Source organism: Serratia sp. Res13-Sevr-LER1-36-b, from assembly GCF_015673035.1.
Classification (GTDB): Bacteria; Pseudomonadota; Gammaproteobacteria; order Enterobacterales; family Enterobacteriaceae; genus Chania; species Chania fonticola_C.
In genome coordinates this window covers 26,295-48,248 of sequence record NZ_JADACK010000027.1, presented here as the reverse complement: position 1 = coordinate 48,248, position 21,954 = coordinate 26,295, and the positions used below count along the sequence as shown (strand labels likewise).

Annotated in this window: 19 protein-coding genes and 3 pseudogenes; 16 read left to right on the top strand and 6 right to left on the bottom strand. The window is 55.4% G+C overall.

Annotation, left to right across the window (positions count from 1 at the left end; translation table 11 throughout):
* Positions 1 to 216: 216 nt before the first annotated feature.
* The 3 genes from IMQ33_RS19570 to hpxK all read left to right on the top strand — a co-directional run bounded on the left by IMQ33_RS19570 (position 217) and on the right by hpxK (position 3,814).
* Complete coding sequence (locus IMQ33_RS19570; RefSeq protein WP_024528997.1) at positions 217 to 1,056, top strand: MurR/RpiR family transcriptional regulator; 840 nt, start codon at positions 217 to 219, stop codon at positions 1,054 to 1,056.
* Positions 1,057 to 1,247: 191 nt separating this feature from the next.
* On the top strand, positions 1,248 to 2,489 hold the full coding sequence (locus IMQ33_RS19565) for an alanine--glyoxylate aminotransferase family protein (protein ID WP_098928562.1): 1,242 nt from the start codon (positions 1,248 to 1,250) through the stop codon (positions 2,487 to 2,489).
* A complete protein-coding gene (gene hpxK, locus IMQ33_RS19560; protein ID WP_196062496.1) occupies positions 2,489 to 3,814 on the top strand; it encodes an allantoate amidohydrolase in 1,326 nt (441 codons plus the stop codon). The genes IMQ33_RS19565 and hpxK overlap by 1 nt, the downstream gene beginning before the upstream one ends.
* Here the strand turns inward: hpxK and IMQ33_RS19555 are convergent.
* Entirely contained in the window at positions 3,811 to 4,965 is a 1,155-nt protein-coding gene (locus IMQ33_RS19555) for an IS481 family transposase (RefSeq protein ID WP_196062475.1), read from the bottom strand. The two genes, hpxK and IMQ33_RS19555, sit on opposite strands and share 4 nt — an antisense overlap.
* Positions 4,966 to 5,191: 226 nt before the next feature.
* On the opposite strand from IMQ33_RS19555, the pseudogene IMQ33_RS19550 reads away from it, so the two are divergent.
* The 6 genes and pseudogenes from IMQ33_RS19550 to IMQ33_RS19525 all read left to right on the top strand — a co-directional run.
* Positions 5,192 to 5,386: pseudogene (locus IMQ33_RS19550) on the top strand (group II intron reverse transcriptase/maturase); the annotation flags it as partial.
* A gap of 399 nt (positions 5,387 to 5,785) precedes the next feature.
* A complete protein-coding gene (locus IMQ33_RS19545; RefSeq protein WP_161629485.1) occupies positions 5,786 to 5,932 on the top strand; it encodes a hypothetical protein in 147 nt (48 codons plus the stop codon).
* A gap of 75 nt (positions 5,933 to 6,007) precedes the next feature.
* Positions 6,008 to 6,340, top strand: a complete 333-nt coding sequence (locus IMQ33_RS19540; protein ID WP_196062474.1) for an STAS domain-containing protein — start codon at positions 6,008 to 6,010, stop codon at positions 6,338 to 6,340.
* Positions 6,341 to 6,374: 34 nt separating this feature from the next.
* Positions 6,375 to 7,538 carry a sugar phosphate nucleotidyltransferase gene (locus IMQ33_RS19535; RefSeq protein WP_186531105.1) on the top strand — a complete coding sequence of 388 codons (1,164 nt, stop codon included), beginning with the start codon at positions 6,375 to 6,377 and terminating at the stop codon, positions 7,536 to 7,538.
* A gap of 98 nt (positions 7,539 to 7,636) precedes the next feature.
* Positions 7,637 to 7,756 (top strand): annotated as a pseudogene (locus IMQ33_RS19530) (IS6 family transposase); the annotation flags it as partial.
* Positions 7,757 to 7,761: 5 nt separating this feature from the next.
* A pseudogene (locus IMQ33_RS19525) lies at positions 7,762 to 8,303 on the top strand (IS4 family transposase); the annotation flags it as partial.
* A gap of 42 nt (positions 8,304 to 8,345) precedes the next feature.
* Here the strand turns inward: IMQ33_RS19525 and IMQ33_RS19520 are convergent.
* Together IMQ33_RS19520 and IMQ33_RS19515 are read right to left on the bottom strand one after the other, a co-directional pair.
* Positions 8,346 to 9,119, bottom strand: coding sequence for an amidohydrolase (locus IMQ33_RS19520; protein WP_161713113.1), 774 nt, complete (start codon positions 9,117 to 9,119; stop codon positions 8,346 to 8,348).
* Positions 9,107 to 10,264, bottom strand: a complete 1,158-nt coding sequence (locus tag IMQ33_RS19515; RefSeq protein ID WP_196062473.1) for a pyridoxal phosphate-dependent aminotransferase — start codon at positions 10,262 to 10,264, stop codon at positions 9,107 to 9,109. Before IMQ33_RS19515 ends, IMQ33_RS19520 begins: the two co-directional genes overlap by 13 nt.
* Positions 10,265 to 10,440: 176 nt before the next feature.
* On the opposite strand from IMQ33_RS19515, the gene IMQ33_RS19510 reads away from it, so the two are divergent.
* The 3 genes from IMQ33_RS19510 to IMQ33_RS19500 are packed head-to-tail and all read left to right on the top strand — an operon-like array spanning position 10,441 to position 12,280.
* Positions 10,441 to 11,055, top strand: a complete 615-nt coding sequence (locus IMQ33_RS19510) for a methylthioribulose 1-phosphate dehydratase (protein WP_098928556.1) — start codon at positions 10,441 to 10,443, stop codon at positions 11,053 to 11,055.
* The gene (mtnC, locus tag IMQ33_RS19505; protein WP_186531101.1) at positions 11,052 to 11,738 is read left to right on the top strand and encodes an acireductone synthase; all 687 of its coding nucleotides are present in this window, start codon (positions 11,052 to 11,054) and stop codon (positions 11,736 to 11,738) included. Before IMQ33_RS19510 ends, mtnC begins: the two co-directional genes overlap by 4 nt.
* Entirely contained in the window at positions 11,738 to 12,280 is a 543-nt protein-coding gene (locus tag IMQ33_RS19500; RefSeq protein ID WP_161713110.1) for an acireductone dioxygenase, read from the top strand. The genes mtnC and IMQ33_RS19500 overlap by 1 nt, the downstream gene beginning before the upstream one ends.
* A 314-nt stretch (positions 12,281 to 12,594) precedes the next feature.
* Here IMQ33_RS19500 and mtnA read toward each other — a convergent pair whose 3' ends face one another.
* A complete protein-coding gene (gene mtnA, locus IMQ33_RS19495) occupies positions 12,595 to 13,623 on the bottom strand; it encodes an S-methyl-5-thioribose-1-phosphate isomerase (protein ID WP_186581060.1) in 1,029 nt (342 codons plus the stop codon).
* Positions 13,624 to 13,765: 142 nt separating this feature from the next.
* Between mtnA and mtnK the strand changes: the two genes are divergently transcribed.
* On the top strand, positions 13,766 to 14,965 hold the full coding sequence (gene mtnK / locus IMQ33_RS19490; RefSeq protein ID WP_173409761.1) for an S-methyl-5-thioribose kinase: 1,200 nt from the start codon (positions 13,766 to 13,768) through the stop codon (positions 14,963 to 14,965).
* A gap of 75 nt (positions 14,966 to 15,040) precedes the next feature.
* Here the strand turns inward: mtnK and fadE are convergent, their stop codons facing one another.
* Positions 15,041 to 17,497 carry an acyl-CoA dehydrogenase FadE gene (fadE, locus tag IMQ33_RS19485; protein ID WP_065683839.1) on the bottom strand — a complete coding sequence of 819 codons (2,457 nt, stop codon included), beginning with the start codon at positions 17,495 to 17,497 and terminating at the stop codon, positions 15,041 to 15,043.
* A 256-nt stretch (positions 17,498 to 17,753) separates the two neighbouring features.
* On the opposite strand from fadE, the gene lpcA reads away from it, so the two are divergent.
* Together lpcA and IMQ33_RS19475 are read left to right on the top strand one after the other, a co-directional pair.
* On the top strand, positions 17,754 to 18,335 hold the full coding sequence (gene lpcA / locus IMQ33_RS19480) for a D-sedoheptulose 7-phosphate isomerase (RefSeq protein WP_021181931.1): 582 nt from the start codon (positions 17,754 to 17,756) through the stop codon (positions 18,333 to 18,335).
* An 84-nt stretch (positions 18,336 to 18,419) separates the two neighbouring features.
* Positions 18,420 to 19,220, top strand: a complete 801-nt coding sequence (locus tag IMQ33_RS19475) for a class II glutamine amidotransferase (protein WP_024528984.1) — start codon at positions 18,420 to 18,422, stop codon at positions 19,218 to 19,220.
* Here the strand turns inward: IMQ33_RS19475 and dpaA are convergent.
* Positions 19,158 to 19,928: a peptidoglycan meso-diaminopimelic acid protein amidase gene (gene dpaA, locus IMQ33_RS19470; RefSeq protein WP_065683840.1), complete on the bottom strand. Its 771-nt coding sequence runs from the start codon at positions 19,926 to 19,928 to the stop codon at positions 19,158 to 19,160. The two genes, IMQ33_RS19475 and dpaA, sit on opposite strands and share 63 nt — an antisense overlap.
* Positions 19,929 to 20,601: 673 nt before the next feature.
* Here dpaA and IMQ33_RS19465 point away from each other — a divergent pair.
* Positions 20,602 to 21,951: a Na(+)-translocating NADH-quinone reductase subunit A gene (locus IMQ33_RS19465; protein WP_196062472.1), complete on the top strand. Its 1,350-nt coding sequence runs from the start codon at positions 20,602 to 20,604 to the stop codon at positions 21,949 to 21,951.
* Positions 21,952 to 21,954: the final 3 nt, after the last annotated feature.

Sequence of the window (21,954 nt, the reverse complement as noted above, 5' to 3'; positions counted from 1 at the left end):
TATGCCGGTCTAACATGTTTAACCGTAGGGGCGCCGCATGCTGCGCCCGTTTAACCGCATACACCGCCTCTACGTCGCATTAAATCCCTTCACGAGCCGCTGCGTAATTTATAAGCAACACGCAATCGCGCCATTGTCATCCTGATTTCAACTCTGGCGGCCGCTTTGGCTGCTGTGCTATGTTCCGCTGAAACAAAAGTTACAGCGGGAGTAGCGATGAAACAGATTGATGAACGCCTGCGCAGCGAATACCCGCAATTGGCCCCTCAAGAGCAGCGGGTGGCCGACTTTATCTTCGATCACTTTGACGACCTGATTAGCTATAACAGCACCGAGTTGGCGCGCCTGAGTGGAGTGTCCAAGGCCACGGTCAGCCGTCTGTTCAAGCGGCTGGGCTATGCCAGCTATCGCGCAATGCGTGACGAGCTGCGTACCCTACGCCAAAGCGGTATGCCATTGACCGACAGCCGTGACGCGGTGCAGGGGAATACCTTACTAGCCCGCCATTACCAGCAGGAAATGGCCAATCTGACGCACTGGGTAAAGCAGATTGATGCGGAACAGTTTGGCGCGGTGATCGCGGCCATGGGGAAATCCCGGCGGCTGTTGCTGTTGGGGATGCGCAACAGCTATCCCGTCGCGATGCATTTGCGCCAGCAACTGATGCAGGTACGTGAGCAGGTTTTGTTGATACCGCAGCCGGGCCAAACCTTGGCAGAAGATCTGGTGGATCTGGGGCCACAGGACATGGTGGTAGTAGTCGCATTTCGTCGGCGTCCACGCTTGGCGCGAGAGGTATTGCAACAGTTGCAGATCAAGCAGGTACCAACGTTATTGATCTGCGAACCGCAGGCCCAGGCGTTGATCCCGTTGGCTAGCTGGCATTTGATGACGCCGCTCGATAGCGTCTCGGCGTTTGACAGTTACTCCAGCGCCATGAGCCTGGCGAGCCTGCTGAGCAATGCGTTGCTGCATGACAGGTTGTCGCAAGGGCGGCAGCGTATTCATCAGGTGGCCAATCTGTTCAGCGATCTGGAGGAGTTGGAGCAGCGCTGAAGCGTTGGTTTTCACGCGGCTAAACGGGCGCTGTATGCTGCGTCCGTTGATTCATTAGTTGCAGATAAATATTTTAAGAATCTTTTGTTTCATCCTTTCTCGCTTGGCGATAATCTAGCAATAACAAAAAACCGGCCGGTCGCAGACGTAGCAATCTCCGGGCTAAGTTATTAAGTTGACAAGGAATGAACATGCTAGCTATCAACCAATTCGATCAAATCAATCCTCCGTACCGCCTACTGATGGGCCCAGGGCCGATCAATGCCGATCCGCGCGTGCTGCGTGCCATGTCCAGCCAGCTGATTGGCCAATACGATCCGGCTATGACCGGCTATATGAATCAGGTGATGGAGCTGTATCGCGGCCTGTTTCGCACGCAGAACCGCTGGACGATGCTGATAGACGGGACTTCGCGTGCCGGTATCGAGGCAATGCTGGTTTCTGCCATTCGCCCTGGCGATAAAGTGCTGGTGCCGGTATTTGGCCGTTTTGGCCATCTGCTGTGTGAAATCGCCCGCCGTTGCCGTGCCGAAGTACACACCATCGAAGCGCCTTGGGGTGAGGTATTCAGTGCCGATCGGATCGAGGATGCGATCAAGAAAGTACGGCCACGCCTATTGCTGACGGTGCAAGGGGATACCTCCACCACTATGCTGCAACCGCTGGCGGAATTAGGGGACATCTGTCGCCGCCACGGCGTCTTGTTCTATACCGATGCTACCGCCTCGTTCGCCGGTAACGAGCTGGAAACCGATGCCTGGGGTTTGGATGCGGTATCCGCAGGGCTGCAAAAATGCCTCGGTGGCCCTTCCGGCAGTTCTCCAATCACCCTTAGCCCGCAGTTTGAAGAGATCGTGCGCCGTCGTAAGTGCGTTGAAGAGGGGATCCGTACCGTCGATCACACAGACGGTGATGACGAGATGATCTACTCCAACTATTTCGATCTCGGCATGATCATGGATTACTGGGGGCCGGAGCGCTTGAACCACCATACGGAAGCCACCAGCATGCTGTTTGCCGCGCGTGAATGCGCGCGGGTGATCCTGGAAGAAGGGCTGGATAATGCTATTGCTCGCCATAAACTGAATGGCGCGGCGATGTTGGCTGGGATCCAGGGGATGGGGCTGGAGGTCTTTGGCGATATCGCCAACAAGATGAACAACGTGCTGGGCGTGGTGATCCCGCAGGGCATCCATGGCGAGCAGGTACGCCAGATGATGCTCAATGACTTCGCCATCGAAATCGGCACCTCGTTTGGCCCGTTGCAGGGCAAGATCTGGCGAATTGGCACCATGGGGTATAACGCGCGGAAAGACTGCGTGCTGCAAACGTTGGCCGCGCTGGAAGCGGTACTCAACCGTCTCGGTTTTGTTAGCCCGCACGGGGAAGCTATGCAGGCAGCATGGAACATTTACGACGCCGAGCAGAACTGATGGCAATGCTGCTGACCCCTCTGGAAGCGGAACGAGCCGCGGCCAGAGTGATGGCTCGCTGCGACGAATTGGTGGCAATCAGCAGCACGCCAGGCCAACTGACGCGGGTTTATCTCTCCCCAGAACATTTACGTGCCAACCAGCTGGTAGGGAATTGGATGCGCGAGCTTGGGATGGAGGTCTGGCAAGACGGCGTGGGCAATATCTGCGGACGTTACGAAGGGCAGCAACCGGCCGCACCGGCGCTGCTGCTTGGCTCTCATCTGGATACGGTGCGCAACGCGGGGCGCTACGATGGCATGCTGGGGGTCTTGACCGCGCTTGAGGTTGTCGCCTTGTTGCATAGCCGCAATCGGCGTCTGCCGCAGGCGATCGAGGTGATCGGTTTTGCCGACGAGGAGGGCACGCGGTTTGGCATTACCTTACTCGGCAGCAAAGGGATCACTGGGCAGTGGGCAGAGGATTGGCTGACATGTACCGATGCTGAGGGCATCAGCGTGGCCGAGGCTATGCGTGACGCGGGGCTTGATCCAGCGGCGGTGAGTTCTGCCGAGCGTGCACAAGGCTCGATCTGCGCCTATCTCGAACTGCATATTGAGCAGGGGCCTTGTCTTGAAGCCGCCGATCTGGCGCTGGGAGTGGTCACGGCGATTAACGGTGCCCGCCGCCTCAACTGTACCTTTAGCGGACATGCTGGCCATGCAGGGACCGTACCGATGGGGCAGCGCCGGGATGCGCTGGCTGCCGCCGCTGAATGGATGGTCACGGTTGAGCGGCTCACCATGGAATACGATCCGTATGTGGTCGCCACGGTCGGTCAGATAGAAAGCTTTCCGGGGGCAGTGAATGTGATCCCTGGGCAGGTCAGGCTATCCCTCGACGTTCGTGGCCCGCAAGATGAACCGCTAGACGCGTTGCTGGCCGAATTACTGTTGCAGGCGCAGAGCATTAGCGCGCGTCGTGGGGTCTGTTTCTACAGCGAGGAGTTCTACCGCATACCGGCTACCGCTTGTGACCCTCAGTGGCAGCAGCGCTGGCATGACGCGGTAATGCAGGTGCAAGGGAATTGCCTAATGCTGCCTAGCGGGGCGGGGCATGATGCCATTGCTATCGCCGCCCGTTGGCCGGTGGGGATGCTGTTTGTTCGTTGCGAGGGCGGCATCAGCCATCATCCCAATGAGGCCGTCGCAGCGGGCGACGTAGCGCTAGCGATCCAGGCTTACTGCCTGGCAGTGGGTATAACAGACCCCTCACCCCAGCCCTCTCCCTGTACAGACCGGGGACATGGTAGACAGGTGTTCAAGGACATGGTGAACACTTTTTAACATCCTTTACCCATGATGATCGACCTATTTCTCAGGTCGATCATCCCCACTTTCGTGCTGTACCACCATACCTCGTAGTATCCCTCTCTCTCACTTTCCTTCAGTCCGACATATTCACCGATAAAGGCCTTGCCCACTTTCCGACCCATCCCTTTCAGGCTCAGTTTCCCACTGATATCCACTTTCCTGACCAAGACCCCCTCGTCATACTCGGCTGCCGCCGGATTGCCATTGTACTGTCGCGATGAAGGCTGATAACGGGATGCTGGTACCGCCATTGACAGCGCTTCATGTGGCCGTTCCAGGTTGTAGCTGTCTCGCCAGGCGTCGAACACCTCCTGCAACTGTGACGCATCGGTGAACCACCGCCCCTGCAGGAGCTCTGCCTTCAGGCTGCGATGGAAGCGCTCCAGCTTACCCTGAGTCTGAGGATGGTAAGGCCGCGAGTGACCCACCCGGATACCCTGACGCATCAGCCATAGTTCCAGAGCGGTCCAACTGCCCGTCGTGTCACCCCAGGGGGCTCCATTATCCATGGTCATTCTCTCCGGCAAGCCATAACGTTCGAACACCGCTACCAACTGGGACTGCACGGTGACGCGTCGCTCGTCCGGGCAGTGCGCCAGACAGAGCGAGAAGCGTGAATGGTCATCCAGCAAGGTCAGCGGATGGCAACGTCCACCGGCAAAGGGGAAGTGGCCTTTAAAGTCCATCTGCCAGAGGCGGTTCGGTGCGTCATGTTCAAAGCGCCCAACGGTGGGAGCCGGTGATGGACCGCCTGGCAGCAAGTCATGACGGCGCATCAGATTATGCACGGTGCTGGCGGCAGGTAGCGTATGCCCCTGCATCTCTAGCCATCGCTTGAGCTTGCGGGCCCCCCACATCGGATGGGCCAGATGAGCCGTGTGCAGGTGTTCGACGACAATGTCGGGTGTTCTGGAAGGCGAATGGTGTGGCACCCTGGAACGTTCGTTCAGTCCGTGTGGACCGTCAGAGAGCCAGCGGTGTAACCACTTATACCCCGTGGCAGGCGCTATGCCGAACTGACGGCATAGCGCACGGATATTAGCGCCTTCTTGCGAGGCGAAAAGCACAAACTCGGTACGTAATGACATGGCAGATCTCTCATTCCACGGCATAAGCAGCTCCACTCAGAAGTACTCATACCTATGTTGTAAGTGTCTACCATGTCCCCGAACAAGTGTTCATGATGTCCCCGGTCTGTACACTCCCAAAGGGAGAGGGAGCTGATAGCCCCTGCTCTTTTGGACGTAAAGCAGACCCGTCACGACGGGGTGAGTGGCTGCTGCGTCTGATAACACTGCCCACATGGCTGGCCGAAGCTGCGCGGATCACGCTGGCCTCAAAGGGGGTTCATATGCGGATGACTTTGTCCTCATAGTCAAAGGCAGTAAAGCACAGGCGGAGGCCATCAGGGAAGAATGCCGGCGCGTGCTAGAAGACAGCCTGAAACTGAGGCAGAACCTGGACAATACCAGGATCACCCATGTCAATGATGGATTTATCTTCCTGGGGCATCGTATCATTCGCAAGCGTAGTCGCTATGGCGATAGCCTTTTCCATGCTCTCAAGAGTATCGAGGGTGGCAGGGCATGGGAAAAGAGCCTCGGCGTCAGCGTGCTCGCACCTTAGATGCGCTACGTTCATGGTTAGGAAATTGTATTGTCAAATCGCAAGCTTCGCTTCCACTGGGGCTGCATCAAACCCCATCTGGGTCACGAATTCAAGGTCCTGAACTCTGTGCTACGCTTAATACCGTAATTGATAGTCAAAAGTTTGCACAGGGAGTGCTCAGGAATATTGGTTATCACGATGTTTATGGCCTGCGCTGGATGCTTTGCTGAATGAACGCCAATCGCGACAATGTAACATGGAGGGACCCCGCTGATGCTAGAAACTCCTCGCGAAAAGTCTTCACCTTCTGATTAGCAAATAGAGGATGGCTCACCGGTGACAGCAAAACTGCTGGCCGCTTGGCGCGGTTATATCTTCGGCCTATGTTACGTTTGCGGCAAATACAACGATCATTACATTATTGATATCCAACACAAACAGATGAACAGCACAGTGATACTCGGTATGGAACTGTGGCATTGAATAACGATATTTCTTTACTGGTGAGCTAACGTAATAGCTGTTTTCCCCTCCCAACGGTATTGTAAGGAAGAAAGAATGAACTTTGAAACTCAGTCAATTGGCAATGTCTTGGTTGTCACTCTTTTGGACAGGCGTTTGGATGCATCGGTTTCCACTCAGTTTAAGGAAGACATACAAGCCATGATTGCGCAGGGGACTCACCATATTTTACTGGACTTCGGTCAGGTCGATTTCATCGACAGCAGTTTTTTAGGCACTCTGGTCTCTCTTTTGAAATCCTTACATGGAAAAGGTGAACTCGCGGTCTGCTCACTGAACAACAATATCCACAGTATGTTCAAGTTAACCCGGATGGATAAAATATTTACCATCGGCACTGATAAAAGCATCGCATTACAGCAAATCTGATAATCATCTCATTGATTAAAAAGGAATGTTCATTATGAAAGCCATGATTCTTGCCGCAGGTAAAGGAACCAGAGCCAGACCGTTGACCACCATATTGCCAAAACCAATGATCCCATTAATTCGCAAGCCGATTATGGAGTCGATCGTTGAGCATTTAAGAGAGTATGGATTTAATCAGTTAATGGTCAATACAAGTTACCTTTCCGCAGATATCGAGAATTATTTTCGCGATGGCCATGCCTGGGGCGTGGAAATGGGTTACTCCTACGAAGGGGTGATGGAAGGTAATACCTTTGTTGATAACGTGCTGGGTTCCGCCGGTGGAATGAAGCACATCCAAAATTTCTCGGGCTTTTTTGATGACACTTTTGTCGTGGTGTGTGGTGACGCATTAATTGATGTGGATTTTGATCAGGTATTGGCTTTTCATCGGGCCAGAAAAAGTGTCGCCACTCTGATCATGCGCCCTGTGCCAGCCGATCAAGTAAGTAAGTACGGGATTGTCGTCACCAATGACCAAGGCCGAGTCAGTCAGTTTCAGGAAAAACCTAAAGTAGAAGAGGCGTTATCAAACAATGCCAATACGGGTATCTATGTGTTTGAACCCGAGATATTCAATTATATTCCCGACGGTGTTGAATATGACATTGGTAGCCAGTTGTTCCCTAAACTTGCTGAGTTAGATGTTCCTTTCTACGGCATTGTCTTGCCATTCCAATGGGTAGATATTGGCTCATTGCAGGACTTCTGGCATGTAAACCGCATGATCCTTAATCGGGAGCTACCTGATTATCCGATGCCGGGCATTCAGGTTGCGCCGCAAATTTGGTGCGGGCTGAACGTTAAAGCCGATTTTGCCAACCTGGATATTGAAGGGCCGGTCTATATTGGCAGCAGTACTGAAATACAGCCTGGAGTGACAATCAGAGGGCCCGCGATCATTGGCGCTGGTTGTTTATTAGAGCAAGGTGCCATGGTCGATCAAAGCTTTGTAGCTGATTACACCCGAGTCGGTGGGATTGCCCAGTTGTACCAGCAGATGATTTTTGCCGGTAAAGTGATTTCGCCGGACGGCACAGCCATTGATTTGTCTGATGCCGGTCTGAACTGGCTTATTGATGATAAACGGCGTACAGACATTATTACGGCGGAGAAGTCGTTATTCAAAGAGCTGCTCACCAAAGATGCCTTTCTATAAGGGGTTCTACGCTGGAAGCGTCTAAATGGCTCTGTCGCATTAACGAAAATAAGTCAGCAAACGCGCACTGTTGCAAAAATACGGAGATGGTAAATTGATCTGCAGCGGCGTTGTGCTTCTTTCGTAAGGTCATTCGACACTACGGAGAAGCTGCGGTAGTGGCCATTGATCGAAGTGGTGCCAACACAGCAGCGCTGACTATACTCAACGCCAGCAAAATACCGTCCCGCTGACGTATATCTGCTGTCGTGAAGAAGTAGAAAACGGAGCGTGCTGGCACCTGCAGACATCAGAAAAAGTCACTTCAGCGGAAGAAGTCCGGGTGATTATCAGTTACCACGAACGTCGCTGGCTGATAGAAGAATATCATAAAGCCTGGAAAAGCGGTGGAACGCAGGTGGAACAGCTACGGATGCAAACGCGAAATAATCTGGAGCGAATGATCGTCATCCTGAGCTTTATAGCGGTCCGGGTGTTGGCGTTACGCCAGGGCGGGTTGAGTGAAGAGACGCTCAATGAAAGCTGTGAACGGGTACTGACTCCAGTTGAATGGAAGTTGCTGTGGGTGAACAGGAAGGTAAAACCTTGCCGAAGATGCCGCTGAGTCTGAAGTGGGCGTGCCTGAATCTGGCGAAGCTGGGGCGTTGGTATGACAGCAAACGAACGGGACGAGCAGGATGGGTAGTGATGTGGGAGGGATGATTCAAGCTTCAGGATATCGTCGAAGGGTATAAACTGGCGAAGTCTCTTGATCAGGAGATCTGATCAAGAGACAGCTCCTTGGGGAGGTTAGGGTGGGGCATTGACTCAATCGTGCAGTTGGAAGCCATCCGCATCACGCCAGGCTGGGAACGCGGCGCGGTAGGTTTGCAGTATTTCCAGCGAAAGCTCGGCATCCAGCCTCGCCGCCTGGCCAGGTTCTACGCTGGCCAACCTTTCCCCTTGCGGGCTGATAATCAGGCTGTCACCGCTGTAATTCAGGCCATTGCCGTCCTCGCCCACGCGGTTGCAACCCGCCACGTAAATCTGGTTTTCAATCGCCCGCGCCGCCAGCAGCGTTTGCCAGTGCATGCTGCGCGCCGCCGGCCAGTTGGCTACGTACAGGGCCAGATCGTAATCCTGCTGATAGCGTGACCACACCGGGAAGCGCAGGTCATAACAGATCTGCGGCAGGATACGCCAGCCACGCCATTCGAAAATGGTGCGCTGTTTCCCAGCCTGATAGTGTTGGTGTTCACCGGCCATGCGGAACAGATGGCGTTTATCATAGCCATGCACCTTGCCGCCAGGTTCCACCAGCAGGAAACGGTTAACGGCCCCTTCGGCAGTTTTCAACGCTACGCTGCCACCCACCAAGGCGTTGGTTTTCACCGCCCAGGTATGTAACCAGTCTATTACCTGTTGTTCAGGTAGTGCGCTTTCCCCGGCATCCATAGCAAAGCCGGTGGTAAACATTTCCGGCAGCACAATCAGATCGCGGCCGCTAATCGAGGGCAACAAGGCATCGAAATGGCGCAGGTTGGCCTCACCTTGGCGCCAGACCAGCGGTTGCTGCAACAGGGTAATTTTTAGAGTCGACATAGGCGCTCCGCAGCGGCATCCAGCGTGGCATCTTGCTTCGCGAAGCACAGCCGGATCAGTTTATGGGGAAAAGGATCGGCACAGAAAACGGACAGCGGGATCGCCGCTACGCCTGCGTGCTCGGTTAGCCAATGGCAGAAAGCGACGTCATCCAGATCGGAAATGGCACTGTAATCGGCCAGTAAGAAATAGGTGCCTTCGCAGGGCAGGATTTCCAGCCTGCTGTTAGCTAACGCCTGCACAAAACGATCGCGCTTGGCACGGTAGAACGCGGGTAGCTGCTGCCAGTGTTCCGGCTCGTTGCGCAGCATATCGGCCAAGGCCAACTGGGCCGGGGTGTTGACCGAGAACGTCAGATATTGGTGAACCTTGCGCACCTCCGCGCTCAACGCTGCCGGAGCAACACAGTAACCCACTTTCCAGCCGGTCATATGGAAGGTTTTACCAAACGAGGAAACGGCAATCGCCCGCTGACGCAGTTGTGGATGGGCCAGCACGCTGGCGTGTCCCCCTTTGGCAAAGCAGATATGCTCGTAAACCTCATCGCTCAGAATATAGATTTCCCGATCGGCGATGGCAGCCCATAGCTGCTGCATATCCTCTGCCGACCAGGCCGTGGCGGAGGGATTCTGCGGAGTATTAAGGATCACCAGCCGGGTACGCGGTGAAAGCTGTTCGGCAAACCGATGCCAATCGACCTTGAAGGCAGGGGGTTGCAGAGCAATGCGTTTCAGAACGCCGCCGGAAAGCTGCACCGCCGGGGCATAGCTGTCGTAGCTTGGGTCGAAGCAAATCACTTCATCGCCGGAGCGTACCAGGGCGCTGATCGCAGCGAACAACGCCTCTGTCGCACCCGCAGTGACGGTCACTTCACTATTGGCATCGGGCTGCCAGCCGTAGAGCTGAGCAGTTTTTTCCGCAATGGCCTCACGTAACGGCGCTGCGCCCGTCATCGGTGCGTATTGGTTTGCCCCCTGGCTGACGTGCCAGTTCAGGCGCTGCTTTAAATACTCCGGGCCATCAAAATCCGGGAAGCCCTGCGACAGGTTGATCGCCTGATGCTGCTGCGCCAAGGCGCTCATTTGGGTAAAGATGGTGGTGCCGAGGTCAGGTAACTTGCTGGCTGGGACAGGTGCGGTGCTCATATCAGGCTATTTCTCCTGGCGCTTATGTTGCGAACAATATAACACGGTGTTAATATTTGGCAATCAAGACGTATAGACGTCTATCCTCATCGCCTAGCTACCACTTGAAATTCTTAGAGGATAAGTGAGTCACATTCAATCAATCGCCAAAAGCTACCTGCCAGGAAATAGAGAGAATGATGGAAAACCCGCAATTATCTGCCCTATTGGCCGCCTGCCACTGGATCGGTGAGAAAGGCTGGTGTCCGGCGACCGGCGGTAATATGTCGCTGCGCCTTGATACCCAACATTGCCTGGTGACCGAGTCCGGTAAAGACAAAGGCAGCCTGAGCGAACAGGATTTATTGCTGGTGGAAACGGCAAACAACCATGTCCCCAGCGGCCGCACGCCTTCGGCGGAAACCGGCCTGCACACGCTGATCTACCGCCTCTATCCCACCGTCGGTGCCATCCTGCATACCCATTCGGTCAATGCCACCGTGCTTTCCCGCGTGGAGAAAAGTGAAGCACTGGTGCTGCAAGGGTATGAAATGCAGAAATCCCTCAGCGGTCAGAAGAGCCATCTCGACAGCGTCAGCATCCCCATTTTTGATAACGACCAGGATATTCCGGCGCTGGCTGCGCGTGTGGCCGCATTTGCCGAGGTAACGCCCTTACAGTACGGTTTTCTGGTGCGCGGCCACGGCTTGTATTGCTGGGGCAAACAGGTGGAGGAAGCGCGCCGCCACCTTGAAGGGCTGGAGTTCCTGTTCCAGTGCGAACTGCAACGCCGTTTACTGGAGGCAAAATGATCCGCGCCATCGTCACCGATATTGAAGGTACCACCAGCGATATCCGTTTTGTGCATCAGGTGCTGTTCCCCTATGCCCGTGAGCGACTAGGGGAGTTTATACGCAGCCATGCCAACGACGCCGAAGTTGCGGCTCCGCTGGCGGCATTGCGTGCAGAGATTGCGCAACCCGATGCCGATAATGAGCTGCTTATTACCACGCTTTATCGTTTTATGGATGAAGATCGCAAATCGACCGCGCTGAAGGCCTTGCAGGGCATTATCTGGCGTAGCGGCTACCTGAACGGCGATTTCCAGGGGCATCTCTACCCGGAGGTGGCGGAACAACTGGCCGCCTGGCAGCAGCAAGGGCTGAAGCTGTACGTCTATTCCTCCGGTTCGGTTGAAGCGCAAAAGCTGCTGTTTGGTTACAGCGATGCGGGAGATCTGCAACCGCGGTTCAGCGGTTACTTTGATACGCACGTGGGGGCCAAGCGTGAAAGCGCGTCATACCACAATATTGCCCAAGCCATCGGTCTGGAGCCAACTGAGCTGCTGTTCCTTTCCGATATCCATCAGGAGCTGGACGCGGCACGGCTAGCGGGCTGGCATACCTGCCAACTGATCCGTGACGCCGCCGATCTGCAAAGTCAGCACCGGCAGGTTAAGCGTTTTGATCACATCGAGTTAGGGGAGTTTGTCTAATGAGTGGATTGACCATTTTTAGCGATAAAGAGCCACAGCAGCCGTTATGGCAGAGCCAGGATGCGCAGGCTATCCAGCAGCAGTTGGCGCAAATTGGCGTGCGTTTTGAGCGTTGGCAGGCCGATCGCGAGTTGGGCGAGAACCCGCAGCCAGAAGCGGTGATCGCCGCCTATCAGCATGAGATCGACCGGCTGGTGGCGGAAAAGGGCTACCAGAGCTGGGATGTGATCAGCATGCGTCCTGACAACACCCAGCGTGAAGTGCTGCGGGAAAAATTCCTGGCCGAACATACCCATGGCGAGGATGAGGTGCGCTTCTTTGTCGAAGGTGCGGGGCTGTTTTGCCTGCATCTGGAAGGGAAAATCTTCCAAATCCTGTGTGAGAAAAACGATCTGATTTCGGTGCCAGCCAATACTCGCCACTGGTTTGATATGGGCTCGGCCCCCAACTTCACCGCTATCCGCGTCTTTGATAATCCGGAAGGTTGGGTGGCCCATTTCACCGGTGACAAAATTGCCGAGGCATATCCAAAGCTAGATTGAGTCCCCTCACCCTAACCCTCTCCCACAAGGAGAGGGAACCGATCGAGCTCGCTGATTTTTCTGCATTCTACCGTCATCCTCGTTGTTCTTGCTCCCAACTTCCCGACGTTGCACGATCCAACCACGCGCTCCGGGCTGCTCACCCCAATCCTCTCCCACAAGGAGAGAGGCCCGATCGAGCTCGCTGATTTTTCTGCATTCTACCGCTATCCTCGTTGTTCTTGCTCCCAACTTCCCGAAGTTGCACGATCCAACCACGCGCTCCGGGCAGCTCCCTCTCCCTGTGGGAGAGGGTTGGGGTGAGGGGCAAAAGGTTATGCCAATGCGCGCTGGAAAATCCCGTCGGCAACCTGCTCAGGCGTAATGACGCCGCTATCCAACACCCAGCCGCTGATTAGCGCCGCAGGAGTCACATCAAATGCCGGGTTGTAGGTTGGCGCATTGAGCGGTGCCCACTGGCAGGAACCAAAGCTGCCGCTGACGCCGGTGATTTCTTCGGCCGCGCGCTGTTCGATAGGAATGGCTGCGCCGTTGGGGCAATGAGGATCGTGCGTGGTATGTGGGGCGGCCACGTAAAACGGAATACGGTGGTAATGGGCCAGCACCGCCAGGCTGTAAGTGCCGATTTTATTGGCCACGTCACCGTTGGCCGCAATGCGGTCTGCACCTACCCAGACGGCATCGACCTGGCCCGTAGCCATCAGGCTGGCAGCCATGGAATCGCAGATCAAGCGGTAAGGAATGCCCAGTTCACCCAGTTCCCAGGCGGTAAGGCGGCCCCCTTGCAGCAACGGACGAGTTTCATCGACCCAAACCTGGGCGATCTTGCCTTGCTGATGTGCACGAAGCAGAACGCCAATCGCCGTGCCCACGCCCGCCGTCGCCAGTCCCCCGGTGTTGCAATGGGTGAGCAGGCGACTGCCCGGCTTCACCCACTCAGCACCGTTATCGGCGATGCGATCGCACAGGGTTCGATCCTCCTCAACCAGGCGTAGCGCTTCCTCGGTCATTGCGCTCACCCAATCCGGCTGAGCCAAAGCCTGCTTCATACGATCCAGATTGTTCATCAGGTTCACCGCGGTCGGGCGTGAGGCGCGAAGTGTCTGTAATGCCTGCTCCAGCTCAGCCTGCGACAGGCCACGCTCAGCCAACAGGGCGAGCAGCAGGCTGGCAGATAGCCCGATCAACGGTGCGCCGCGCACCCGCAGGGCGCGGATATGCCCAACTAATTCGTCCACGCTGTCGCAGGGCAGCCAGCACTTTTCCTGCGGCAAAGCTTGCTGGTCGAGGATTTGGAGGCGGCTGTCTTGCAGGCTCAGGCTGGTGGTGTTAAGTGCTTGCATCAGTGGTTAAATCCTTGTGTGTTTCTTATTGCATCTGTGAACCCATTCTGCCAACATGACATCCGGATGTATAGACGTCCAAACGCTTTTGCGGCTAAAAATAAAAAATTATCGCTATGGGAAAGAACAGAGGGGTTGGGGGATGTCACAATATCGTACGTTTACTGCTGCCGATGCCGTTGAATACGCGCGCCAATATGGGCAACTGGCCGATCCACAGGCGCTGGTAAGTGCCGATGAGATCGGTGATGGCAATCTGAACCTGGTCTTTAAAATCCGTGATGCTGACGGCGTCAGCCGGGTGGTTGTCAAACAGGCGCTGCCGTATGTACGTTGCGTGGGGGAATCCTGGCCGTTGACGCTGGATCGGGCGCGTATCGAAGCGGAAACGCTGCTGATCCACGGGGCGTTGTGCCCACGCCACACGGTGCAGGTGCTGCATCACGATCCTGAGCTGGCGGTGATGGTGCAGGAAGATCTCTCTGATCATCACATCTGGCGCAGCGAGCTTGTGAAGGGGCGCTACTATCCGCTGGCCGCCGGGCAACTGGCAGAATACCTGGCGCAAACTCTGTTCCACACCTCTGATTTTTACCAGACCGCACAGCTGAAAAAGGCAGAAGTCAGCCGTTTCACCAACCCGGAGTTGTGCCAGATCACCGAAGATCTGTTTTTCAGCGATCCTTACCAAGATCATGAGCGTAATCAGTTTGATGAGGCGCTGTTGCCTCAGGTGTTGGCACTGCGTGATGACGCGGCGCTGAAGTTGGCGGTGGCCGGGCTGAAACATCGCTTCCTGAGCAAGGCTGAGGCTTTGCTGCACGGTGATATTCACAGCGGATCGATATTTGTAGCTGAAGGCAAGTTGAAGGCGATCGACGCCGAGTTTGGTTTCTACGGGCCGATCGGCTTCGATATTGGCACTGCGCTGGGTAATCTGCTGCTGAACTATTGTGGGTTACCTGGGTTGTTCGGCCCGCGTGATGCGGCGGCCGGGCGTGAGCAGCGGTTGCAGGATGTGCGTGAGCTGTGGCTGATCTTTGCCGATCGCTTTCTGGCGTTGTGCCATCAACATAGCCGTGACGCAACGCTGGCGCTGCCGGGCTATGCCGAGCAGTTCCTGCAACAGGTATGGACAGATGCGGTGGGTTACTGCGGTACGGAGCTGATACGCCGTACTATCGGGCTGGCGCACGTGGCCGATCTGGACAGTATCACCGATGCGGAAATGCGTGGCGAATGTCAGCGTAATGCTCTCAATCTCGGCCGCGCGTTGATCGTCAATGCGCCGCACATAGAACATATCGATGCCTTGCTGGCGCGTATCCGCCAACATGGTTGAGCCAATCTGAATCTGCAATGAAAAAGGGGCGATCCTTAACGGTATCGCCCCTTTGGCATTTACGGCCGCTGAACGTTATGCAGCTTCAGTCTGCTTCTGGCGTTTTTCCAGCTTTACTGGCTTTACCGGCTGCTGCGCCGCCAGCGCGTCTGGCGCAAAGTCATCAACGTTGATTGAACGCAGACGGCTCTCTTCCGCTTTCACCAGGATCTTGGCTTCGTCGGCGCTGATTTTGCCTTCATCCAGTGCACGCTGTGCCAGACGATCCAGACGGGTGAACGGCAGGTTCTTACCGGCTTGCTTGCACAGGCGCTGGTGGATAGGTTCTGCGGCAATCACGTCCAGCAACGCGGCTTCCAGCAGGCCAACCGGGTTATGCTCGCTTGGCGTCAGGTATTGACCACGGCCAAGGCGGCTTCGGGTGGCCGAAGGCTGTTGGATAATCTTCGCCAACTGGTGGTCCAGCTTATCCGAAGGTGCGGTATGCACGCGGCCGAATGGGAACACTACCAGGCGCATCACCCCGGCGATAAAGCGGTTCGGGAAGTTGCGCAGCAGGTCGTCCAGCGCTTGCTCTGCCTGGTTCAGGCTGTCTTGTACGCCCCAGTGAACCAGTGGCAGATCTTCTTTCTGACGCCCTTCATCTTCAAAGCGTTTCAGCGTAGCCGAGGCCAGGTACATCTGGCTCAGTACGTCACCCAGGCGGGCTGAGATACGCTCGCGGCGCTTCAGGCTACCGCCCAGCACGCCCATGGAAACGTCAGACAGCAACGCCAGGTTGGCGCTCAGGCGGTTTAGCTGCTGATAGTAGCGGCGTGTAGCGTCTTTGGTTGGCGTGCTGCTGGTGCGGCCATTGGTCAGGCCGAGCCACAGGCTGCGCATTTTGCTGCTGCCGACGTGGCCGAGGTGGCCAAACAGCGCCTGGTCGAAGCTGTGCAGATCGTTGCTCTGGGCTGCGGCCATTTCGGTCAGTACATAAGGATGGCAGCGGATCGCCCCCTGGCCGAAGATCATCATGGTACGGGTCAGGATATTGGCACCTTCTACCGTGATGGCGATTGGCGCGCCCTGGTAGGCACGGGCCAGGAAGTTGGCTTCGCCCAGCATGATGCCTTTACCGCCGGTGATATCCATCGCATCAATGATGGCCTGCTGGCCACGGTGGGTACAATGGTATTTGACGATGGCGGACAGCACCGCAGGTTTTTCGCCCTGCATCAACGCATAGGTGATCAGCGACGCGGCGGCGTCCATCACGTAGGTGTTACCGGCAATACGTGCCAGCGGCTCTTCAATCCCTTCCATCTTACCGATAGAGATTTTGAACTGGCGGCGAATATGGGCGTAAGCGCCTGTCGCCAACGCCACGGATTTCAGGCTACCGGTGGAGTTGGATGGCAGGGTAATGCCACGGCCAACCGACAAACATTCAACCAGCATCCGCCAGCCTTGACCGGCCATTTTTGGCCCGCCAATGATGTAATCGATCGGCACGAATACGTCGTTGCCGCGGGTTGGGCCATTCTGGAACGGCACGTTGAGCGGGAAGTGACGGTTACCGATCTCTACCCCTGGGGTGTTGGTTGGGATCAACGCACAGGTGATGCCAGGGGATTCGTTATCGCTCAGCAGGCGGCTTGGGTCATGCAGCTTGAAGGCCAGCCCCAGCACGGTGGCAATCGGCGCCAGGGTAATGTAGCGCTTGTTCCAGGTCAGGCGCATGCCCAGCACCTGTTTGCCTTGCCATTCGCCCATGCATACAGTGCCTACGTCCGGGATGGCCCCGGCGTCGGAACCCGCTTCTGGGCTGGTCAGTGCGAAGCAAGGAATTTCGTCGCCGCGCGCCAGGCCTGGCAGGTAGTGATCTTTCTGCTCTTCAGTGCCGTAATGTTGCAGCAGCTCGCCTGGGCCGAGGGAGTTGGGCACGCCGACGGTGATCGCCAGAATACCTGAGACACCCGCCAGCTTTTGCAGGACGCGGGCCTGAGCATAAGGGGAGAATTCCAGCCCGCCGTACTCTTTTTTGATGATCATCGCAAAGAAGCGGTGTTCTTTCAGATAGGCCCACAGTTCCGGCGGCAGATCGGCCAGTTCGTGGGTGATCTCGAAGTCATTGGCCATGCGGCAAGCTTCTTCTACCGGGCCGTCGATAAAGGCTTGCTCTTCTTCCGTCAGCTTGGGCTGTGGATAGTTGTGCAGCTTGTTCCAATCCGGTTGGCCACGGAACAGATCGCCTTCCCACCAGGTGGTCCCGGCATCGATGGCTTCTTTTTCCGTGGTGGACATTGGCGGCATCACTTTGCGGAAGGCGCGCAGTGCAGGGGCAGAAAGCAGCGAGCGACGCAGCGAAACGATGTTCAGCGGCAGCAGCACGATTGCCAGCGGTACCAGCATCCAGTAGGTCCAAAGGCCGATAGCGCCCATGGCCGCCGTAAAGGCTAACAGCAGCAGACTGCTGAGAGCCAGGTTCACTCGGTGATAAAACACCACACCAATGAGTGCGAGTAGAACAACGATACTAAGAACCATCATAAGAAGCTCCGAAGTAGTAAGAGGTCTGACCTGTTGTGTATATCTAATGGTTTTAGTCCATACCCATTTTTTTATCAATGTATTTACACTTTAATTACAACTTAAGTCACAAACTGACAGCATCAATTGTCAAAAAATCGCCGGGTCGGTTCACACTAGCGCTGTTTGCGTCGCAACGCTTCTAGGTTTTTCTGCAATCCGTTACACTGCGAGACGAAAGATTGACGATGCCACCGCAAAACAAGAGGCGATCTCTATGTACCACGATTTAATTCGCAGTGAACTGAATGAAGCGGCTGATACTTTGGCGAAATTCCTCAGCGATGATGCCAACATTGATACCATCCAACGCGCGGCAGTGCTGCTGGCGGATTCCTTTAAAGCCGGCGGGAAAGTGATCTCCTGCGGTAACGGTGGCTCGCATTGTGATGCGATGCACTTCGCGGAAGAGCTGACTGGCCGCTACCGTGAGAATCGCCCGGGCTATCCGGCCATCGCGATTTCTGACGTTAGCCATCTGTCCTGCGTCAGCAACGATTTTGGCTATGAATACGTGTTTTCCCGCTATGTGGAATCCGTAGGCCGCGAAGGCGACGTGCTGTTGGGGATCTCTACCTCCGGCAACTCTGGCAATATCATCAAAGCCATTGAGGCGGCCCGTGCCAAGGGGATGAAAGTGATCACCCTGACCGGCAAAGACGGTGGCAAAATGGCCGGTAGCGCCGACGTGGAAATCCGCGTGCCGCACTTTGGCTACGCCGACCGTATCCAGGAAATCCATATCAAAGCGATCCACATCTTGATCCTGTTGATCGAAAAAGAGATGGTTAAGGCTTAACGGCGAGATCAGCATTAAATATAGGGCGTGGCATCAAGCTGCGCCCTTATACCAATGTCAGTAGTCCTCAAGGGGTGGCAATCGATGTGTGAACTGCTCGGGATGAGCGCCAACGTACCAACCGACATCTGCTTTAGCTTTACCGGGCTGGTACAGCGCGGTGGCCGAACCGGGCCACATAAAGATGGCTGGGGCATTACCTTCTATGAAGGCAACGGTTGTCGCACATTCAAGGATCCCCAACCCAGCTTTAATTCACCTATTGCCCGCCTGGTGCAGGAATACCCGATCAAGTCCTGTGCCGTGGTCTCCCACATCCGCCAGGCTAATCGCGGTGAAGTGGCGCTGGAAAATACCCATCCCTTTACCCGTGAACTGTGGGGCCGCAACTGGACTTACGCTCACAATGGGCAACTGAAAGGCTATCGCCAACTGGCGACCGGCAACTTCCGCCCGGTAGGGCAAACTGACAGTGAATATGCCTTCTGCTGGCTGTTACATCAGTTGGCGTTGAAATACCCTCGCACTCCCAGCAACTGGCCAGCCGTGTTTCGCTATATAGCGTTATTGGCCGATCGGCTCAGAGAGAAAGGGGTGTTCAATATGCTGTTGTCAGATGGGCGCTTTGTGATGGCCTATTGCTCCACCAATCTTTACTGGATCACCCGGCGAGCACCGTTTGGCAAAGCCACCTTGCTCGATCAGGATGTAGAGATTGATTTTCAGCGGCAGACCACGCCGGATGACGTGGTCACGGTCATTGCAACCCAACCGCTGACGGGCAATGAAACCTGGCACAAGATAGCACCAGGCGAGTTTGCGTTATTTCACTACGGTGAGCGGCTGGCTACGGGCGAACGGGTTGGTGTTCGTCTCAAGCGTTGAGGCATATTGAGTCGGCTGGGCGCTATTCATGACCGGCTGTGCCATCACATATTGGCCATTGGCCACGCTAACCATCGGTGGCTGGCGGTTTTTGACGAAGTAGTCATACCCCGGTTTCAACTGACGCCAGAAGCTGATGTAGGTTGAAGAACGGTGGCGTTGCAGGTTCTGTTCGGTCATGCGGAACGGATAAATGCTGATGTCCACCCGGCTTTGCCCGTGGGCAAACGCCGCTTCAACGTAGCGATAGATATCGTCCATATAGGCGTTGGTCATCGCGTAGCAACCAATCGATTTGCATTCCCCGTGGATCATCAGATAGGCACCGGAATATCCCTGTGCTTTATCGTAATCATTAGGGAAACCGATATTGATGGCGCGATAATATTTGCTGTCTGGTTTCAGATGGCGGGTGTCGACGCTATAAAAGCCTTCCGGGCTTTTAAAATCCCCTTCACGGCGCTTCGGGCCAAGACCACCGGAGAAGTTACAGATAGAGAAGCTATTCACCAAGCGGAATTCGTTACCCATCTTGGCGTACAACTCCAGCTTGCGCTCTTCTTTGAATATCTGGATATAGACCGGTGAACCTAATAACTGCTGTGCAACCAAAGGGGACTGGGGAGCCGGGGCTGGCTCACTGGCGCTGCACGCCGTGATCAGCGGCGTACAAAATAGCATCGCAAACAACAGCGCGATTTTGCTCATTCTTAATTTATCCTGCTTATATTTATTTGCTGGCATATCCCCGTCGCCTTTCAAGCTGCAGCGTTGTTACCTGCGCTTGCTCACCCCAGTCACTTACCTAAGTAAGCTCCTGGGGATGAACAAGCTAGTCGCCTAGCTGCAGCTTGAAATTCATAGGGGATAAAAACTAATGTAGCCAGCATGCCACTGACGAGATTTCGTATTTAACCCCGTCAGATTACCAGCGTGTTGTTTTTTAGCAATATGCGAAGTGTATAAAAAAACTACAACCCTCGGTAAAAGTGAAATGAACCCACGTTTTTAACGAGTAGTGTCAAGAGATAACAGGTATTTAATTGCATTTCCTCGACTCAGGTCACTAGATAGCACGGAAAAATTCTGTCGAAAATGTTAATATCTTGCCCATGCTGCATCGTTATTAATCGGTAATCAGTACAGGGATATTGTGTGAAATAGCAACAATTCCGCCATCGTTGATAGCAATGTTTTAACAATATGCGGTATTGGTTTAATCATTGGTCTGGATGTCGTCGGCCAGTGTGAATATTCAAGTTGGGCATGAGGTCATCGTGTTCATCCGGAGGGGGCTAGGGCCACCTCATCATCCTGCATGCTTTGTGCCTGCCTCTGGGTTGGTTGGGCGTGTGAAAATTCAAAACATCGTATAAATCCTATGATCAAAATAAAAAAAGGGTTAGATCTGCCAATCGCTGGGGCGCCTTCGCAGGCGATCCAGGATGGCCCAGCGGTCACGCAAGTGGCGCTGCTAGGCCAGGAATATGTTGGTATGCGCCCCTCCATGTTGGTACAGGTTGGCGATTGCGTTAAAAAAGGCCAGGCGCTGTTTGAAGACAAGAAGAACCCTGGGGTTTTCTTCACGGCACCGGCCAGCGGGCAGATCGCCGCTATCAATCGCGGCGAACGCCGCATGTTGCAATCGGTGGTGATTGACATCGACAACGGCGGCGAAGATCAGGTGGAACTGGCCTATTATCAGCAGGCCGATTTGCCGATGTTGGAGCGCCAGCAGGTTGAAAGCGATCTGATCGCCAGCGGCCTGTGGACCGCACTGCGTACTCGCCCATTTAGCAAAACCCCCCGTCCAGGTACCTCACCGCGCGCTATTTTCGTCAGCGCTATCGATACCCAGCCGCTGGCAGCGGATCCGTTGGTGATTATCAACGAGCAATTGGCGGCATTTAATGCCGGGCTGACGGTATTGGCACGCCTCACGGACGGCAAGGTACGCGTCTGCCACGCAGCGGGTACGCGGCTGGATACGGCTGCTGGCGCGCAGATTGATTACAGTGAGTTTGCTGGCCCGCACCCTGCGGGGTTGGTGGGCACGCATATTCACTTCCTGGAGCCGGTCAGCCTGACGAAAACCGTTTGGCATATCGGTTATCAGGATGTGATCGCCATCGGCACCCTATTTACTACCGGCAAGCTGGATACCCGGCGCGTGGTCGCTCTGGCGGGGCCACAGGTGGAACAGCCCGTGCTGCTGCGCACCCGTTTGGGGGCTAGCCTGGATCAACTGACAGCGGGCCGCCTGAAGGCCGGTGAGAACCGTGTGATTTCCGGCTCGGTGCTGAGTGGCTTCCATGCCAGCGGCCCGAGTGCCTGGCTTGGCCGTTTCCACAACCAGGTGTCGGTATTGCTGGAAGGCCGGGAGAAAGAGCTGTTTGGCTGGATTGCTCCGGCATCGGACAAGTTCTCCATCACCCGCACCACGCTGGGCCATTTCCTCAAGCACAAGCTGTTCGCTTTCTCCACCACCACCAACGGCGGTGAGCGTTCGATGGTACCGATCGGCAATTACGAGCGGGTGATGCCGCTGGATATTCTGCCGACCCATCTGCTGCGCGATCTGCTGGCGGGCGATACGGACAGTGCCCAGGCGCTGGGCTGTCTGGAGCTGGATGAAGAAGATCTGGCGTTGTGTACCTTCGTTTGCCCCGGCAAGTATGAATATGGCCCGGTGCTGCGCGAAGTGCTGACCAAGATTGAGCAGGAAGGATAACCG

Excerpts from the sequence above, each read along its gene's own strand:
- IMQ33_RS19515 (WP_196062473.1), bottom strand. The coding sequence starts at position 10,264 with ATGAGCACCGCACCTGTCCCAGCCAGCAAGTTACCTGACCTCGGCACC.
- IMQ33_RS19570 (WP_024528997.1), top strand. The coding sequence starts at position 217 with ATGAAACAGATTGATGAACGCCTGCGCAGCGAATACCCGCAATTGGCC.
- IMQ33_RS19535 (WP_186531105.1), top strand. The coding sequence starts at position 6,375 with ATGAAAGCCATGATTCTTGCCGCAGGTAAAGGAACCAGAGCCAGACCG.
- IMQ33_RS19540 (WP_196062474.1), top strand. The coding sequence starts at position 6,008 with ATGAACTTTGAAACTCAGTCAATTGGCAATGTCTTGGTTGTCACTCTT.
- lpcA (WP_021181931.1), top strand. The coding sequence starts at position 17,754 with ATGTACCACGATTTAATTCGCAGTGAACTGAATGAAGCGGCTGATACT.
- IMQ33_RS19500 (WP_161713110.1), top strand. The coding sequence starts at position 11,738 with ATGAGTGGATTGACCATTTTTAGCGATAAAGAGCCACAGCAGCCGTTA.
- dpaA (WP_065683840.1), bottom strand. The coding sequence starts at position 19,928 with ATGAGCAAAATCGCGCTGTTGTTTGCGATGCTATTTTGTACGCCGCTG.
- mtnK (WP_173409761.1), top strand. The coding sequence starts at position 13,766 with ATGTCACAATATCGTACGTTTACTGCTGCCGATGCCGTTGAATACGCG.
- IMQ33_RS19565 (WP_098928562.1), top strand. The coding sequence starts at position 1,248 with ATGCTAGCTATCAACCAATTCGATCAAATCAATCCTCCGTACCGCCTA.
- IMQ33_RS19520 (WP_161713113.1), bottom strand. The coding sequence starts at position 9,119 with ATGTCGACTCTAAAAATTACCCTGTTGCAGCAACCGCTGGTCTGGCGC.
- hpxK (WP_196062496.1), top strand. The coding sequence starts at position 2,489 with ATGGCAATGCTGCTGACCCCTCTGGAAGCGGAACGAGCCGCGGCCAGA.
- IMQ33_RS19475 (WP_024528984.1), top strand. The coding sequence starts at position 18,420 with ATGTGTGAACTGCTCGGGATGAGCGCCAACGTACCAACCGACATCTGC.
- IMQ33_RS19510 (WP_098928556.1), top strand. The coding sequence starts at position 10,441 with ATGATGGAAAACCCGCAATTATCTGCCCTATTGGCCGCCTGCCACTGG.
- fadE (WP_065683839.1), bottom strand. The coding sequence starts at position 17,497 with ATGATGGTTCTTAGTATCGTTGTTCTACTCGCACTCATTGGTGTGGTG.
- mtnC (WP_186531101.1), top strand. The coding sequence starts at position 11,052 with ATGATCCGCGCCATCGTCACCGATATTGAAGGTACCACCAGCGATATC.
- IMQ33_RS19465 (WP_196062472.1), top strand. The coding sequence starts at position 20,602 with ATGATCAAAATAAAAAAAGGGTTAGATCTGCCAATCGCTGGGGCGCCT.
- mtnA (WP_186581060.1), bottom strand. The coding sequence starts at position 13,623 with ATGCAAGCACTTAACACCACCAGCCTGAGCCTGCAAGACAGCCGCCTC.